This window comes from Arenibacter sp. P308M17, assembly GCF_003426735.1.
GTDB lineage: Bacteria > Bacteroidota > Bacteroidia > Flavobacteriales > Flavobacteriaceae > Arenibacter.
Window position 1 is genome coordinate 189978 of sequence record NZ_QVON01000005.1, and the last position, 17375, is coordinate 207352.

At 40.5% G+C, this 17375-nt stretch carries 16 protein-coding genes; 12 read left to right on the forward strand and 4 right to left on the reverse strand.

The window, feature by feature from the left end:
- Nucleotides 1–7 precede the first annotated feature (7 nt).
- The 6 genes from D0S24_RS13525 (at nt 8) to D0S24_RS13550 (ending at nt 8454) form a co-directional block, all read left to right on the forward strand.
- On the forward strand, nt 8–1588 hold the full coding sequence (locus D0S24_RS13525) for an SLC5 family protein (RefSeq protein ID WP_181938098.1): 1581 nt from the start codon (nt 8–10) through the stop codon (nt 1586–1588).
- Between the two features lie 78 nt (nt 1589–1666).
- A complete protein-coding gene (locus tag D0S24_RS13530; protein ID WP_117020407.1) occupies nt 1667–3361 on the forward strand; it encodes a glycerol-3-phosphate dehydrogenase/oxidase in 1695 nt (564 codons plus the stop codon).
- Between the two features lie 8 nt (nt 3362–3369).
- Entirely contained in the window at nt 3370–4227 is an 858-nt protein-coding gene (locus tag D0S24_RS13535; RefSeq protein WP_117020408.1) for a class I fructose-bisphosphate aldolase, read from the forward strand.
- A 1-nt stretch (nt 4228) separates the two neighbouring features.
- A complete protein-coding gene (locus D0S24_RS13540; RefSeq protein ID WP_117020409.1) occupies nt 4229–5722 on the forward strand; it encodes a CoA-acylating methylmalonate-semialdehyde dehydrogenase in 1494 nt (497 codons plus the stop codon).
- Between the two features lie 11 nt (nt 5723–5733).
- Nucleotides 5734–6894 (forward strand): iron-containing alcohol dehydrogenase, encoded by a 1161-nt coding sequence (locus D0S24_RS13545; protein ID WP_117020410.1) that lies wholly within the window; start codon nt 5734–5736, stop codon nt 6892–6894.
- A gap of 36 nt (nt 6895–6930) precedes the next feature.
- Complete coding sequence (locus tag D0S24_RS13550) at nt 6931–8454, forward strand: FGGY-family carbohydrate kinase (RefSeq protein WP_117020411.1); 1524 nt, start codon at nt 6931–6933, stop codon at nt 8452–8454.
- A gap of 112 nt (nt 8455–8566) precedes the next feature.
- Here D0S24_RS13550 and D0S24_RS13555 read toward each other — a convergent pair whose 3' ends face one another.
- From D0S24_RS13555 to D0S24_RS13565, 3 genes are all read right to left on the reverse strand, one after another.
- Nucleotides 8567–9823, reverse strand: coding sequence for a site-specific integrase (locus D0S24_RS13555; RefSeq protein WP_117020412.1), 1257 nt, complete (start codon nt 9821–9823; stop codon nt 8567–8569).
- A gap of 343 nt (nt 9824–10166) precedes the next feature.
- Nucleotides 10167–11144 (reverse strand): GlxA family transcriptional regulator, encoded by a 978-nt coding sequence (locus tag D0S24_RS13560; RefSeq protein ID WP_117020413.1) that lies wholly within the window; start codon nt 11142–11144, stop codon nt 10167–10169.
- Between the two features lies 1 nt (nt 11145).
- The gene (locus D0S24_RS13565) at nt 11146–11685 is read right to left on the reverse strand and encodes a DUF1697 domain-containing protein (protein WP_117020414.1); all 540 of its coding nucleotides are present in this window, start codon (nt 11683–11685) and stop codon (nt 11146–11148) included.
- Nucleotides 11686–11846: 161 nt separating this feature from the next.
- Here D0S24_RS13565 and D0S24_RS13570 point away from each other — a divergent pair, with 161 nt between their 5' ends.
- The 4 genes from D0S24_RS13570 (at nt 11847) to D0S24_RS13585 (ending at nt 14534) form a co-directional block, all read left to right on the forward strand.
- Nucleotides 11847–12263, forward strand: a complete 417-nt coding sequence (locus D0S24_RS13570; protein WP_117020415.1) for a VOC family protein — start codon at nt 11847–11849, stop codon at nt 12261–12263.
- 19 nt (nt 12264–12282) lie between these two features.
- Entirely contained in the window at nt 12283–13158 is an 876-nt protein-coding gene (locus tag D0S24_RS13575; protein ID WP_117020416.1) for an alpha/beta fold hydrolase, read from the forward strand.
- Between the two features lie 96 nt (nt 13159–13254).
- On the forward strand, nt 13255–14022 hold the full coding sequence (locus tag D0S24_RS13580) for a helix-turn-helix transcriptional regulator (protein ID WP_117020417.1): 768 nt from the start codon (nt 13255–13257) through the stop codon (nt 14020–14022).
- An 86-nt stretch (nt 14023–14108) separates the two neighbouring features.
- A complete protein-coding gene (locus tag D0S24_RS13585) occupies nt 14109–14534 on the forward strand; it encodes a VOC family protein (protein ID WP_117020418.1) in 426 nt (141 codons plus the stop codon).
- A gap of 441 nt (nt 14535–14975) precedes the next feature.
- Here the strand turns inward: D0S24_RS13585 and D0S24_RS13590 are convergent, their stop codons facing one another.
- Nucleotides 14976–15434, reverse strand: coding sequence for an SRPBCC domain-containing protein (locus D0S24_RS13590; protein WP_117020419.1), 459 nt, complete (start codon nt 15432–15434; stop codon nt 14976–14978).
- Between the two features lie 184 nt (nt 15435–15618).
- Between D0S24_RS13590 and D0S24_RS13595 the strand changes: the two genes are divergently transcribed.
- Both D0S24_RS13595 and D0S24_RS13600 read left to right on the forward strand, forming a co-directional pair.
- Complete coding sequence (locus tag D0S24_RS13595; RefSeq protein ID WP_117020420.1) at nt 15619–16605, forward strand: GlxA family transcriptional regulator; 987 nt, start codon at nt 15619–15621, stop codon at nt 16603–16605.
- A 255-nt stretch (nt 16606–16860) separates the two neighbouring features.
- Entirely contained in the window at nt 16861–17370 is a 510-nt protein-coding gene (locus D0S24_RS13600) for a DinB family protein (RefSeq protein ID WP_117020421.1), read from the forward strand.
- The last annotated feature ends 5 nt before the right edge of the window (nt 17371–17375 follow it).

The following is a 17375-nucleotide window of genomic DNA, read 5'->3' on the forward strand; positions in this document are numbered from 1 at the left end:
ATAGATTTTGCAGACAAATTTAAACGGATTCGATTTTACAGTTATATTTCTTTATTTATTGGGATTGGTTATTTTGGGATTTTGGGTAGGTAGTAATCGCAAAAGTTCTGAGGATTATTTCCTTGCAGGTAGGGATTTAAATTGGAAAATTATTGGATTGTCCATTTTTGGGACTAATATAAGCCCAATGATGTTGATCAGTTCTTCGGGGGTTGCCTATGCCTATGGGATGGTGGCAAATAATTTCGAATGGCTTGCTTTTATATTTCTCATACTTATGGCGATGGTTTTTCTGCCCCACTATTTGTCAACAAGAATCAGCACCATGCCGGAATTTATTTTTAAGAGGTTTGGGGCACCAAGTAGAAACATTCTTTCCTGGATAATCTTTGTACAGATTACTATTGGTGTAGGAGCAGTATTGTTTGCCGGGTCTATATTAATGGGGCAATTGATGCAATGGCCACTTTGGGGATCCTTATTATTAATGACCTTTATTTCGGCCAGTTTCACTATTACGGGAGGGTTAAAAGCAGTTGCGATTACCGATGCCTTTCAATCATTATTGATGATTGTGGCATGCGCTCTATTGACCGGAATCGGCATCAACGAAATTGGCGGTTTTGGAAAATTGTATGATTTAGTTCCTGAAGACCATTGGAAATTGTTTAGGTCTTCTGATGATCTGGCTTATCCATGGCCTGCCATTGTATTCGGATATCCGGTAATGGCAATTTGGTATTGGTGTACCAATCAAACTATTGTGCAGAGGGCGTTAGGGGCCAAAAACCTTGAAGAGGCTCAAAAAGGGATATTATTTACCGGTTACCTCAAAATTTTAGTGCCAATTATCTTTTTTCTTCCTGGCATAATATGTCTTGCTTTACACCCTGATCTGAAAGATTCCGATGATGCCTTTATGACCATGGTGGACAATTATTTGCCCAATGGCATGATAGGATTAATTGTAGCCATGTTGATGGCGGCACTGATCAGTACGGTAAATTCAATGCTGAATTCGGCCAGTACCATTTTTACCTTGGATATTTATCAGAAGAAAATTAATAGGGAAGCAAGTGATAAGCAATTAAAAAAAACAGGACAATTGGTCACCGGGTTGGTGGCTGCTGTTGCCGTTTTCATTGCTTACGGTCTTGATTCCGTTGAAGGCATGAACCTTTTCGACCTTGTTAATTCAATTTTCTCCTTTTTAAGCCCATCCTTGGCAGCAGTATTCATCTTGGGGATATTTTGGAAGGGTGCTACCCCCAAGGCTGCCTTTTACACATTAATTATTGGCAATATTCCAAGCGTGTTCATTGGATTTTGCTATTTATCGGGTTGGCCCTCCAAGGAATACTGGCCCCACTTTTTATTAATAGCATTTTATCTTTTTGCTTTTTTAATGGTGTTCATGATCGTTATATCAATACTTACAAAGAAAACCTCTCCATCATCTCCATTACCTACTTTATTGGAAGCTTATGCATCTTTCGGAGCCAAGAACAATAAAAATATCTGGAGGGGCTGGGCTGTGTTGTCGGTAATTATGATCGGGTTATATCTCTTTTTTGAATTGATATTGTAAAAATAAAGCAGTAGGGCCTTGGCCCTGATAATTTTACCATCCAAGTTGTGTAAAGGGTGAAATTAATAAAGATAATTAATGATGGATCGTAAAGACATTCTAAATAACATAAGAAATATAAAAGAAATATCCGTTCTCATCGTAGGAGCTGGAATTAATGGTGCGGGACTTTATCGGGAACTTACACTTCAAGGTATTCCTACAATATTGATAGATAAGCATGATTTTTCATCGGGAGCAAGTGCAGCTTCTTCCCGAATGATTCATGGGGGACTTCGTTATCTGGAGAATAATGAAGCACAACTTGTAAAGGAGAGTCTAATGGAACGTAATAGGTTAATTCTTAATGCAGCCCATTATGTTAAGCCATTACCGACTACGATACCTATATTTAGTTGGTTTTCAGGGACTTTAAGTGCTTTGCCAAAATTCTTCGGTAGGCCCACAAGGAATGTTGGCCGGGGTGCTTTAATTGTTAAATTAGGCTTGAGCCTATACGATTTCTATACCCGGAAACAACGAATTTTGCCAAAACACATATTTACATCAAGAAAGAAGGCGCTTGGAAAAAGGCCTGAACTAAACCCTGGTATTATTGGTACGGCCACTTATTTTGACGCATGGATATCCTATCCCGAACGCTTGTGTCTAGAACTAATAAAGGATTCCAATTTGCTTGAGCACAACTCCTTGGCGATCAATTATATGAGCTTGGAAAAAAGCAGTTATGACACTGTTGTTGTTAAGGATAAGACAACTGGAGAATGCTTAACTCTAAAACCGGATATTGTTGTTAATGCAACGGGAGCTTGGATTGATTTAACAAATATGGCCTTAGGGAAAAAATCCCAGTTTATTGGCGGCACAAAGGGTTCCCATTTGGTTATAGATAATAAAGAGCTTATAAAGGCCACACAAGGTCAAATGTTATTTTACGAAAATGAGGATGGACGAATTTGTATACTTTTTCCATTTCAGGGTAAAGTTTTGGTTGGTTCAACAGATATTAAAATTGATAATCCTGAAGAAGCGATCTGTCACAATGATGAGGTGGAATATATGTTAAATGCCGTAAAGCAGATCTTTCCAAATATTAAAATTTCAAACTCGGATGTGGTATTTCAATTTTGTGGTGTCAGACCATTACCTAATTCCAATTCAGATGTCACAGCACAGATAAGCCGCAACCATAGTATAGAGATTATACCACCCTCAAAGGCCAATAAGTATCCTATATATAGCTTGGTTGGGGGGAAATGGACAACCTTTAGGGCTTTTTCGGAAAAGACAGCTGATGACATCTTTGCAATATTGAATGTTTCAAGAAGGATGTACACTAGGGATATTTCCATTGGAGGGGGGAAGAATTTTCCAAAGGATATGTTGGAACGAAAAAAATGGATCGATAAAATGCATAGTCAATCAGGGCTTTCACTAGGCAAACTGGAGACATTATTGGAACGTTACGGGACCGAGGCAGAACCAGTAGTTGCTTATATGGTTAAAGATAATGATCAACCCCTTGAATTTCATAAGGAATACACTTGCAGGGAAATAATGTATTTGGTACGCAATGAATATGTTGTCCATTTAGATGATCTTATCCTAAGGCGAACTACGATTGCTTTACTTGGTGAGCTTACTTATTCACTATTAAAAGAGATCGGATCCATCGTGGGCAAATTGAATAATTGGTCAGAAAACACAGTGGAAAAAGAAATAAATAGAACTGTAGAAATATTAAGCCATAAACACAATTTAAAACTTAAATAACAAATATTATGTATATATCTCCTAAGGTCAGATTAAAGAGAATGTTCAATGAATCAGGAAAATGTTTGGACGTTGCTATAGATCACGGAATTTTTAATGAATATAGTTTTTTGGACGGACTTGAAAATGTAGAAAAGGTTATTGGACAATTAGTCTTGGCCGGTCCGGATGCTATTCAAACCAATTATGGTCAAAGTGACATACTTCAGAACATCCCGGGCAAGGATAAACCGGCATTGGTCATGAGGGTGGACGTGGGGAACCCGTACAATGCTGAGGTACATAAGGTTATGTATAGTGCCCTTCAAAATGAAAATGAACCTATACTTGAAGCTCTCAAAATGGACGCTGCTTGTGTTGTCTGTAATTTATTGCTTCTTCCCGGGGAACCGGATTTACATCGCCTAAGCATTAAAAATATTAGTAAGATCAGATCGGAATGTGATAAATATGGAATGCCATTGATGATCGAGCCGTTGGTTATGAAAAGTAATGATGTTCGTGGAGGTTATCAAGTAGATGGTAATAAGAAATTAATAGTTCCACTTGTGAGACAAGCACGGGAACTGGGAGCGGATATTATAAAAGCAGATCCAACAGAACACGTGGAGGATTATCACGAGGTAGTGGAGGCTGCACGTTGTCCTGTATTGGTCCGTGGTGGGGGTAAAGAGGAATTAAATGAAATCTTTATAAAAAGTTATGGTTTTCTTCAACAAGGAACCAAGGGATTGGTTTATGGAAGAAATATTTATCAGCACCCTAATCCAGCGCAGATTGTAAAAGCGTTTATGGCTATGATTCACAACAATGCTACACCAGAGGAAGCAATGGAAATTTATCACAATAACAAAGCAAATTTGTAGTATGAAGAATTTTATTAATAATATTCCCGAGTTTGTACCCTCGTTATTCGGTGGTAAATGGAGGGTTTCGCAAGCAGATAAATATCAAAACGTTTATAACCCGGCTACCGAAGAGGTTATCAGTAAAACCCCAATGGGTAGTTCCGAAGACGTGGATGTGGCAGTGAAAAGTGCTGAAAATGCATTTAAAACATGGTCTGAAACCCCTGCAACTCGGCGTGCGGACATTTTGTTTAAATATCGTTCCTTATTGGAAGATAGATTCGAGGAACTAAGCGAATTGATTTCTCTGGAAAATGGCAAGACTTTGGATGAGGCTAGGGGCGATATGCGAAGAGGCTTCGAAGTAGTAGAATTTGCATGCGGTATAGCACATCTTAGTAAAGGTGAAAGTTTAGGGCAAGTGGCCAACCATATAGATGGGGTTACCATAAGGGAACCATTAGGTGTTTGTGCAGGAATAAGTCCATTTAACTTTCCTGCCATGGTGCCTATGTGGATGTTTCCTTTGGCCATTGCTTGTGGCAATACATTTATATTAAAACCAAGTGAAAAGGTTCCTTTAACCGTGGTAAGACTAGCGGAAATTTTTATGGAAGCCGGTTTACCTGATGGGGTTTTGAATATTGTTCATGGAGGAAAGGAAATTGTTGATGCCTTTTGTACACATCCTAAAATTGCGGCTATTAGTTTTGTTGGATCTTCCTATGTTGCGAAATATGTTTATTCTTTGGGGACAAGTCATGGCAAACGGGTGCAAGCCGGAGGTGCTGCCAAGAATGTTCTTCTGGTTATGCCCGATGCGGAGCAAGATGCAACTCTTAGGGCAATTATGGGATCCGCATTTGGTTGTGCAGGTCAACGCTGTATGGCCGGTTCATTGCTAATGGGTATTGGTGAAAGTGCCGAATTTTTAAAAGAAGGTGTAATCAATGCAATGGATGGACTTGAATTGGGCGATCCGTTGCGTCATGAAGCTACTCAAATGGGCCCGGTTATAGATTATAATAGTAAGGAACGGATTACCAAAATTATAGAGAATACAGAAAAAACGGGTGCTAAATTGGCTAGGGACGGTCGCATTGGAATTCCTGAGAAAGGTTTTTTTGTCGGCCCTACTTTATTCGAACAAGTTACACCCAATATGTCAATTTTCAGTGAGGAAATTTTTGGACCTGTCCTATCAATGCTTAATCCCAAAAATTTAGATGAAGCTATTCAATGGCTCAATAGCCTAAATTATGGAAACGGCGCTACTATTTTTACCAGTAATGGCGGTGCGGCCAGAAAGTTTATGAGGGACATTAAATGTGGTATGGTGGGCGTTAATGTCGGTGTGCCGGCACCCATGTCATTATTTCCTTTTTCTGGATGGAATGATTCCTTTTACGGAGATCTTCATATGCAAGGTACGGAAGGAATAATGTTTTACACTCGTCAAAAAGTAGTGCTTTCAAGGTGGGATAACATGTATCAAAGACAATCAGGTTGGTAAACGCATTGAAGATGGTAAATACTTTTAGTACCGCAAATAGAATAATTTCAGGGGCGGGTGCCAGCGGCCACCTTTTGGAAGAAATAAACCGAATAGGGGCAACAAGGGTTCTTTTCATTACGGATCCCTTTATGGATAAAATTGGTTTGATCGACAAATTGTCCGTTGGACTTAAGGAGGCAGGAATAACAAGTGAAACCTTTAGCAAGGTGCAACCCGATCCTACCGTTCATAATGTAGAGGAAGGATTAAAGAAACTTATTGAATCGAAATCCGATTTAATAGTAGCTGTTGGTGGAGGAAGCCCAATTGATGCAGCCAAGGCAATATCAATTGCTGTCAATAATGAATTGCCCCTTTCGCTATATATGGGTTACCAAAAAATAAGGAAATCCGGAATTCCTGTAATAGCGATACCGACAACGGCTGGAACCGGAAGTGAGGTTACCAAGGTTACGGTGATATCGGATACGAAAACTGATGTGAAGATGATGATTTTTGACGATCACTTATTGCCTGAGGTAGCATTAATTGATTATGAACTAACACTTACTATGCCAGCTGGGCTAACGGCACATGTTGGTATAGATACCTTAACTCATGGTATAGAGGCCTACGTGTCAAAAAAATCAAGTGCAATGACCGATGGTCTCGCCCTTTCTTGCATTCGACTTGTAGCCGAAAATTTGGAAAATGCATGGAACGATTTAAAAAATAAAACTGCGAGGGAAGCAATGGCAATGGCCGCCTGTCACGGAGGTATGGCGTTTACTAATAGCAGTGTATGCTTGGTTCATGGTATGAGCCGCCCTTTAGGAGTACAATTCCATTTGCCACATGGACTTTCCAATGCAGTGCTATTGCCCACTGTAACAAAGTTTTCAATTTCTGGAGCTGCAAATAAATACGCTCAAATATCCAAAGAAATGGGATTTGCCCAAAATACAGATTCTGATGAAGCTGCCAATCATAATTTGATCAAAGGGTTGGAAGCATTGAACAGGCGCTTAAAAGTACCTCGTTTAAGGGATTGTAAGGGGATGGATGAAGTAAGATTTCATGAAGTACTACATAAAATGGCCGACGATGCCTTAGCCTCTGGAAGCCCTCAGAACAATCCTATGGTTCCTAGCAAAGATGAAATAATAAAACTTTATCTGGAAGCTTGGTAAACGAAGAGAAGATCATAAAAGAATAATTTTAAGGACATGGAAAAGTTTCTTTTGGGTATAGATAACGGTAACACTGTATGCAAAGCGGTTATTTTTGATTTTACTGGACGCATGGTAGCACAGTATTCCCAAAAGATAAGAACTATTTATCCAATGCCTGGCTTTAGTGAAAGAAACTTGGAAGAGCTTTGGAAAGCTAATACGGAGACGATAAGACAAGTCATTAAAAAGTCTAAAATACATCCTAAACAGATTGTAGGAGTTGGATCAACGGGTCATGGTAATGGGCTATATGTTTTGGACAAAAAAGGCCGACCATTAAAAGGAATACAATCATTGGACACCAGAGCCCAGTCTATATGTGAGGAATGGAATAAAAATGGTTTGGATAAACGGGTAAAGCCCTTTACCTATCAAAAATTTTGGGCATCCCAGACCAATACTTTATTAAAGTGGATACAACAATTTGAACCGGTATTATATCAAGAGATAGGTACAGTATTACTTTGCAAAGATTATATCAATTACTGTCTTACGGGTGCAATAGGCTCCGATTATACAGATATGGGTGCAACTAATTTATTGGATATCAACAAAGTAACATACAATTCAGAAATTTTTGATTTATATGGAATAAAAGATATAATTTCTAGATTGCCACAATTACAAAGTTGTGAACAGGTTTTGGGCAAAATTTCCAAAAATAGTGCGGTATGCACTGGTTTGTTGGAAGGGACACCTGTCGTGACCGGCATGTTGGATGTAGATGCCTGTATGATAGGGTCTGGGGTGACAAGAACGGGACAGGCCAGTATTATAGCTGGAAGTTGGAGCGTAAATACAGTTGTCACCAAATTACCTGTTTTTAACGCCGATTTGGGAATGTCAACTACCTTTGCAGTTCCAAATTTGTGGAAATCAGTGGAGGCGAGTGCAACATCGGTTTCCAATTTAGAATGGTTTATTCGAGAATTTTGTTATAAGGAACAAATGGAAGCCAAAAGGAGAGGTGTATCTGTTCACGTATTATGTGATGAAATGGTCAATACCGTTTTGGACGATGATAAGCCTTTAATATTTCATCCTTATTTGCACGGGTCTGGAGATAGTGGGAATGCAAGGGCAGGGTTTTATGGGCTAGCAGGTTGGCATACCAAAGCGGATATGTTAAATGCAATTTATAAAGGTATCGTTTTAGGTCATTTGGAACATATCAATAAATTAAGGTATAGTGGTTCCATTTTTGAAAAAATTAGGTTAACAGGGGGTGGTTCTAGAAGCCCTGTATTGTGCCAAATGTTTGCTGATGCATTAAATTTGATAGTTGAAGTTCCCCATAGTCAAGAAACTGGAACCTGGGGAGTTGCCATGGCCGCAGGAATCGGAGTGGGTGTCTTTTTGGACTTTGAAAAAGCTAGCGATGCAACGGTAATAATTGAAAAAGTTTATACCCCCAGTACCCAAAATGCTTCATCATTTTTATCCCTTTATCAAGAGTACACACATCTTCAGACTAATTTAAATGAGTTTTGGTGTCAAAGAGAGAACATAAGAAACTAGATCATTAAGTATCATTTATCTCCTATTCATCAAAAAAGATTTGAAAGCTTAACCTATTCATTAACCCTTCACTACTTCTCTGGTTCCTTTGTGAATTTGAGATATATTGTAACTATGAAACAACAAGTTCATTAGCCTCATCTAGCACAGTATTGGTAAAGCTCCGTAAATAGATCTGGGTCGTTTTAAGGGAATTGTGGCCAAGGCCTTCACTGATGACCTCTGTGGATATTCCCATATACTTGGCGATGGTTGCCCAGGAATGGCGGATGGTATAAGTGGTAAAATTACCTTCTATACCGGCATCCCTGGCAATGGTCTTGAGGTGGCCGTTCATCCTGCGTCTAAGGGTCTTGTACTTTTCATAATGGGTCGTACTGCCATCATAATTTGCCGGGAACAGGTAATCGTCCTTTGATTTGCCCATGGTGTAATAATCCAATATATCCGCGAGTTCTTCCGTAATACGGACGGATAGCTGGTCACCGGTCTTGCTGCGGCCATAAAATATACGGTCTTGGTGTATGTCGCCCATCTTCAGTTTTACCAGATCAACAAAATTCATTCCCCTACAGTTGAACATGACCAGGGCATAATTTTTGGCATGCCATACGGGACTGCCCATGGTATAGTGTACATCCCTGATTTTTATAAAGTCGGTCTTTTCGATGGCCTTTTTCTTGGTACGCCTGGAAGTTGGTATCTTATAATGTTCGAACGGGTTCTTTTTCGTGCAGAATTGGTCCTCCTTAATGGCGCTGTTGTATACCGCCCTTATGGCCCTCAAATAGGAGCTTACCCCATTTTTGGAGTTTCCCTTCGCCTCCTGTGCAATCTGGAAATCGGTCAAAAAGGTAACGGTAATCTGGTTCAATCGCGGGTCTTTTCCCTTGTTGAATTTGGTAAGTGTCCTAATGGCCCCGGCATACCAGGCCGCGGTGCTGGGCTTGTTGGACATTCGTTTTCTTTCAATGATCACTTTTCCCCACTCCCCCAAGGTGATGCCGTTATCAACATCATCCCGTATCTTGGTATCCACTTTTTTGTCCCATGCCAACCTTAAGTATTGGACCAGGGTGCCCGCATCCACGGAGTCGATGCTGTCTCCTATATCTGTGATAATTTTATGGGCAATATGTAGTTGGTCATATATTTTTTCATTGGCCTTGTCACAATCGATATGGCTATTTTTGAAAGCGGACTTTTTCATTCGCATATACCTGTCGTCCCATCCTGATTTGGGACAATGATAGGGGAGGCGAATGATCTTTGCTTTTTTATGAAATAATCGGATGGCCACCGGGTACAGTCCATTGATCGAGCTTTTTGCCGATTTTCTGGTGTCCAATATTAACCTGACCTTTGCCATTTTCTCCTTAATTTTACTTAAATTTAATAAAAAACAAGGCTCACTTTAGGCTCACTTTTATTGGATATCATTTGATATCAAATGATATCCAATTTTATTGAAACCTAATTAAATATCTGTAAATCAATAAATTATGATGTATTTTGTATTGATTTGTAGGATGAAATTTGGGTCTTCTAAGCAGACGGTCACACGTTCGAATCGTGTCGCGATCACTTAAAACAAAAGGTCCGTTCCCCACAGGGAACGGACCTTTTGTTTTTGTGGAAATTGCAAAATGCAGTTTTGGTATTTGGAACAAAACATATTGAATTCCGTAATATATCACAATGATTGGCCATGGTTACACGGCCAGGTCCTTATTATACTTGTTTCGGTATTCAACGGGGGTTAGTCCCGTTATTTTTTTGAACACATTACGGAATGCCTTGGTGTCCGAATAGCCAACATCGAACATCACTTCATTTATGTTCCTCCGAGTGGATTCAAAACTACGTTTTGCGGCCTCTACCTTTACCCGTTGCAGGTACTCTATGACCGTGTTATCGGTAGCCTGTTTAAATCGGCGTTCAAAGCTTCTGCGGCTTATAGCCACCATTTCTGCCAGTTCCTCCACGTTGATCCTGTCCTGATAATTTTCCTCGATATATTCCTGTGCTTTTTTGACTTCCTCGTCGTTATGGTCCTTCTGTCCCGTAAACATCATAAAAGCAGCCTGACTTTCCCTATCGATATCTATGGCAAAATACTTGGATGCCAATATGGCCGTGTCCCTGTCCGTATATTTTTCTAATATATATAGTAATAGGTTCCAGAACGAGTTGGCCCCACCGCTGGAATATATGCCGTTTTCCTCGGTAATGACACCACCATCCACAATTTCCACTTCGGGAAACCGCTCCTTGAACTCATTATAGTATGCCCAATGTGTTGAACATTTCTTTCCATTGAGCAATCCTGCGGAAGCCAATAAAAAAGCGCCCACACAAAGGGAAGCTACTTCGGCCCCATTTTTATATTGGTCCGTTATCCAAGGAAAGCTGGCCTCGTTCAGCATAATGGAATTCTTCATATCCCCAAAAATGGGAGGTACGATGACTAGGTCGGTTTGCCCCGTTTCTTCCAGTAGTACGTCCGTGGCAATGGAATAGACCCCATCCTGAACCTTTATATTTTTCTGCGTGCCGACCAATTTCACATTGAACAAAGGTTCCTTGCCGGCAGCTTGCAAAAACTGGTTGGCGGTGGTGAAAAGGTAACGGGGTCCGGTAACGCCCTCCGCTACGGCGGTTTCTGGAACCAATATGGCTATGTTTTTCATTCTACGTAAGTTTTTTTCCAATTCGTTCTATCGTTTTCCAATTGCGGGTGGTCATATCCCTTCCATAATATTTTTCCAGGGCTTCCATCGCTTTTGGGGTTTTTGACACCGAAAGATCCAAAACACTAAATATAGTTTTGTCTCTCTTTTCGATAATTTCAAAGGAATCGTCAAGGCTTCTCCATGGCAGTTTTAATTTGGCATCGTGATCTTTATACAAAAATGAAACATACAATCGAATATCCTTGGTGATCTTTAGGTCTTTGAACGGATTGTTATTAAGCAATTCGCTAATTGTTCCAAATTCTATGATGACTGTTGGAATTGGAAATCCAAAGGCTTTTCCCAGGCAATCCGTTATTTTTTCTTCGAGCTGGTCTTGGTCGGTATCGAAAATAACGTTTCCAGAATTAAGTATCGTTTCTATATTCCCAAAACCGAGCTTCGCCATTTCGTTGCGCAAGTCGGCCATGGGAACCTTATGATGTCCACCAACGTTGATGCCTCGAAGAAATGCGATATATGTTTCCTTTGATTTCATTTAATTGAGCGCTTTTGCCACTGTCAACTTCCTATTATAGTTCATTTCACATTCCAAATATAATAAAATCGTTTGGCGGAATCAACCCTTTTAACTGCCGTTATTACACCCTAGATATTAACCGTTTCCTTCCCACCTTTGTATAAACCAAAAACAAAGGAATGAACCAAATCATTACATACCTGACGTTTAACGGAAATTGTAGGGAGGCGATGGGGTTTTATCATAGCTGTCTCGGTGGAGAGCTTGAAGTACAGACATTGGCGGAAACACCTGAAGGCGACAAATTTCCCCATGATTATAAAGAACTTGTCGTGAATGCCCGTCTGAAAAAAGATAATATGCTTTTGATGGGTACCGATTTACGCGACGATGAACTTGTAAGTGGCAATGCAGTGTCCATTCTAGTGGATGGCCATGATGAATCCCAAATTAGGGACTATTATACAAAATTGGGAGAAGGTGGTACGGCTACCCATCCGTTGGATAAGAACCATTGGGGCAATCTCTATGGTGGCTTGACCGATAAATTTGGCCATCAATGGCTGTTCCATTGTAGAAAACAGGATATAAAATAAACTCGAAAAATTAAAATTCATGAAGCGAATATTATTAGCAGTATTAATCCTATCTACTTTGACAATAGGCCAGGCCCAAGAGAAAATAAAGCCATTGAAATCGGGCTACGCCCCTGTGAACGGGTTGCAATTATATTATGAGGTCTATGGAGAAGGCAAGCCCATTGTTCTGATCCACGGTTCTTACATGAACATACCCTTGAACTGGTCGCATATTATACCTCTTTTGGCCCAAGACCGAAAAGTAGTTGTAGCCGAAATGCAAGGCCATGGGCGCACGAAAGATATCGGCCGTAAGTTTAGTTATGAAAATATGGCGGACGATGTATCCGGACTGCTCAAGCACCTAAAAATGGAAAAAACGGATATCCTGGGGTATAGCATGGGAGGCGGAGTAGCCTTCCAGATTGCCGTACGCCATCCTGAACAGCTGCGTAGGCTGGTGATATTGTCCGGTACCTATGCGCATGACGGCTGGTTGCCCGATGTAGAGGCCATGTACCCAACATTCAATGCAGATATGTTCAAGGGCACGCCTATTGAGGAACAGTACCTAAGCTACGGCAATGAAGTAAAGGATTTTCCTAGCTTTGTAAAAAAGGTCATTAGTATCGACTTGGAACCCTATGATTGGTCGGAAGGGGTAAAAAACATTAAAGCACCTATTTTCATGGCCATTGGCGATGCCGATGGGGTTCGGTACGAACATGCGCTTGACCTGTTCCGTGCTAAGGGCGGTGGCAAAATGGGCGATATACACGGACTACCAAAGTCTAGGTTGGCCATTCTGCCCGGTACCACCCACATTGGTATGATGCAAAAAACGGATTTGCTCATACCCATGGTTACGGACTTTTTGGATTCAGACCTCAATGCACCGCCCCCTACATTCTGATGCCATTCATAGGGATTTTAACCAATAGCATATGAATCCGTCGATGGGTACAAATGCTGCCCGATAGCAACTAAAGATATCAGTACATTGAAAGTAATGAATCCGATACCCGACGAGAAAATTTCCGACTTTGTTCAGAGTATATTGGTTATTGAGAATTTTAAAGTAAGCACTCCGTTCGTTCTGCCCTTATTCGCTAATGGGACGCCAACCTTACTGTTCCAAACGACCAAAGGAAAGATCAAAGGCAATTCAAACAACCTGACCTTGTTTGGGCAAACCGTATTTCCAGAAACATTGACCCTTGATGACAATTTCACTTTGATAGCCTATTTTTTCAAATCGTTCCCATTGTTCGCTTTGTTCGGATTATCGGCGCAGGAGCTGACCGACCGTCCCATTGACCTGAATTTATTGGAATCATCAAAAAGATTGAATTTACAGGAACAGTTGCTGAACGCCCAATCGACCAAAGACATGATGAACCTGCTTAACCATTATATTTTTACTCTGATCAAAAAAGTAAAGGTGGAGACACAACGGATACAATTTGCTACCTCCAAACTTGCGGATAACCCTTGTGAAGAAACCTTGAAAAAGATACAGGACGAACTTTATGTAACGGAAAGAACATTCCAAAGGATGTTCAAAAAACATATTGGAATCCCGCCCGATAAGTTCCGAAGAATCAGTCAGTTTAGCGCCGCATTACGGCAATTACAATACAATCGATTCAAAAATTTATCCGACATCGCCTATGATAATGCGTATGCGGACCAAAGCCATTTTATTCGCTCGTTTAGGGAGTTTACCAATATCACTCCAAAAGACTATCTCGGTCTTGAAGCCCCTTCAGGGAATTGACTTTGTCGGCATTGTTCTATTTTCAGATGGGCCCACTCTCTAATATTGTACTGTAATTAATTGTTTAACCATTAAAAAATCAAAAAATGGAAAATCAGATTTATCCATGCCTATGGTTCGATGGACAGGCCCGGGCAGCAGCAGAATTTTATTGTTCGATCTTCAAAAATTCAAAGATTACCGCAGACGATCAAATGGTCGTGACCTTTGAACTCAACGGCAAAAAATTTATGGGATTGAACGGAGGTCCGGAGTTTAAATTCAATGAAGGGATATCTTTCGTTGTGGACTGCGAAACCCAGAAAGAAATCGACCATTATTGGAAAGAACTGACCTCGGATGGGGGAAGCGAAGGCAATTGTGGCTGGTTAAAGGACAAATTCGGGGTATCATGGCAGATCGTACCCACAGTTTTACCGAAGCTATTGAGCAATCCGGACAAGGCTCAAAATGTCATGGATGCCTATATGAAAATGAAGAAGTTCAATATCAAAACTTTCGAAAACGCCTGAAGAATCATAAAAGACCAGTAGGCAATAACTTATGTAGGCCAAAACGGAGCGTACTTTCCGTTTTGGCCTACTAAATAGCGAGACCCAGATACGTGAAGTGAAGTTGTGTTCCGCTCTTTTGTTCCGAAATTTCAAAGAGAATTTTGGTTGCTTCCCAGTCATGAAGGTCGTCCAAAAATTTATTGAGATGGCTTGACACAACTTCCCAACGATTTTAGGGGAAGATAGTTCGACAATTTTAAAGATTGCAATGAGATACTTGTCACGATGCGAGAGCGTGGCGTTAAATTTATCGGCTTCACCTATCAGATTTTCTGACCACTACCCTTGAACATCGTTAATGGCTTCGAAAACTTGAGGTGGCGATTTTTCTACTTCTATAGCTGCACTGAAACTTTTTTCATTCATGGAATAATGATCTTTCTACTTAAACAACAAGAACTAATTCCAGTTGTCTATCTTTATATCATGTGGCGAGGGCTTGCCTTTGCCCGTTTCAACAAGTTCTTTGAGGCTTAGCAAGAATATGGCCCATTTCATACTACAGTGCGCGGTAAATTCTACGGCCTCACGCCAGTTCCTATGGCCAAAGAGAACGGTTGTGTAATCCTCTTCCTCATGTAATTGGAAAATCACATCCGTGCCGATCCATTCCTCTGGTCCCGCAGTAAAATGCCAATGCACCTTTTTATTGGGCTCAAGAGCCTCGACGAGCATGTCCATACTACCGACTTCTTTTCCTTCTTTTGAGTGAAAGCGTACACCTATTGTTTTTCCTACTGCAGATGTACCGGAAGTATTTTGTGTCCACCAATCCGCAATTCCTTCAATCGATGCTAATGCCCTATATACCTCTGAAACCGGGGCTTTAATACCTACTCTATGAATAATATCCGCCATTTTGTTATTTGTTTTAATGGGTTAAAAATCTGTTCCTTGTACAACTAATTGGATCGTTGTTTTTTTTATGATTACTATTGGATACAAAAGTAATACCTAAAAACAATAGTAAAGGGTCGTAATATAGACTTTGCTACGGGTTGATTTGGACATTTAATATTTTTATCTTTATAAAAAGTCAAAAGTGAAACAGCTGACCATATTGGTGCCCGAAGGCCAGAACAATTTAAGCAGTATTGTAGGTCCCTATAAAATTTTCACAAGGGCCAATGCCTATTGGAAAGAAAGGGGCAACAAGGAAATGTTTGCCATTGATTTGGCCGGGACCTCCAAAGAAGTAGATTTTTACGATGGGCTTTTTTGCGTGAGACCCCGGACCAATGTTTCGACCATAAAGAGGACCGACCTCATTATCGTTCCTTCATTGAACCACAACTATGAAAGGGCCATAGAGGGAAACCAATCGCTTATCGACTGGCTTCTACAACAGTATAAAAACGGGACAGAAATAGCCAGTATCTGCACCGGGGCGTTTCTATTGGCTGCAGCAGGTCTGTTGGATGGCAAAAACTGCTCTACCCATTGGGCCGCTTCGGAAAATTTTAGGAAAAAGTTCCCCAAGATAAACCTCCAAACAGACAAACTGATTACCGATGAGCATGGAATCTACACCAATGGGGGAGCTTATTCCTTTTTAAACCTGATGATTTACCTAGTTGAAAAATACTATGACCCCCAAACGGCAATTTTCTGTTCCAAAGTATTTCAGATTGAAATGGACCGACAAAGCCAATCTTCGTTCATTATTTTCAAAGGCCAAAAAATGCATGGTGACGAAATAGTGAAAGAAGCCCAGAACTATATCGAAAATAAACCGGAAGAAAAAATATCGATCGTGGAAATAGCATCCAGGTTCCCGGTAAGCAGGCGACAATTCGATAGGCGGTTTATTAAAGCCACCGGAAACACCCCGTTGGAATATGCGCAACGGGTAAAAATAGAGGTAGCCAAAAAATATCTGGAAACAACCCGAAAAACAATTAACGAAGTTATGTATGAAGTCGGGTATTCGGACGAAAAGGCATTTCGCGAGGTGTTCCGAAAAATTACCGGCCTAAGCCCGTTGGAATACAAGGAAAGGTATAACAAGGAAAGCGTTGTAATTATATAAAAATAGAACGACCCCAACCTCTCAATATTCACCATACTCCATATTTAGGATAAGAGTTGGGAAAGGAGTTCATATTGCCTTTTTGACTTTTCGTATCCAATTCACGGACATTGGCGCAATCAACCTTGATAACTGCCGTTTTTGCACCTTAATAATGATCTCTTTTATTCCCAACTTTGTATGGAATAAAATTCTTAACGGATGTTGTTCTTTCCGCTCACAGAAAGAATCCAGAAAGGTTAAAAAAAATAAAACATGGAAACCGAAAAAGAAATTTTGAACCGGGATATCGAAAATGCCTTCAATACACTTTTGGATGAACTATCCAAGTTTGATGAAGAAACCTTGAATCAAGTCCCTTTGGAGCGCAGTTGGACAGCAGGCCAGACCGCAGAGCATATCATCATCTGTGGTAGCGGTATTCCCGATACAAAAACTACTGTAGCCAATAGGGCCTATGACGAAAAAGTGAATGCCCTTCGGGACCTGTTCCTTAATTTTGAACTGAAGTTTGAGGCCGACCCTTCAATTGTCCCGGGCCCTCCTCCCCATAGAAAGGATACGCTGGTCCAAAAAATCAAGGAAATCAGGAACCACTTGAAAAATATCGCCGAAACCTCAGATTTGACGACTCTTTGTGTAGATATGGAGTTCCCGTCTTTCGGCCAGTTAACACGATACGAATGGCTCCGGTTTATTCTCTTCCATACGCAACGGCATACCCGACAAATTGTAAATATTGGTAAGCATTTGGCAAATGCATAAAACAG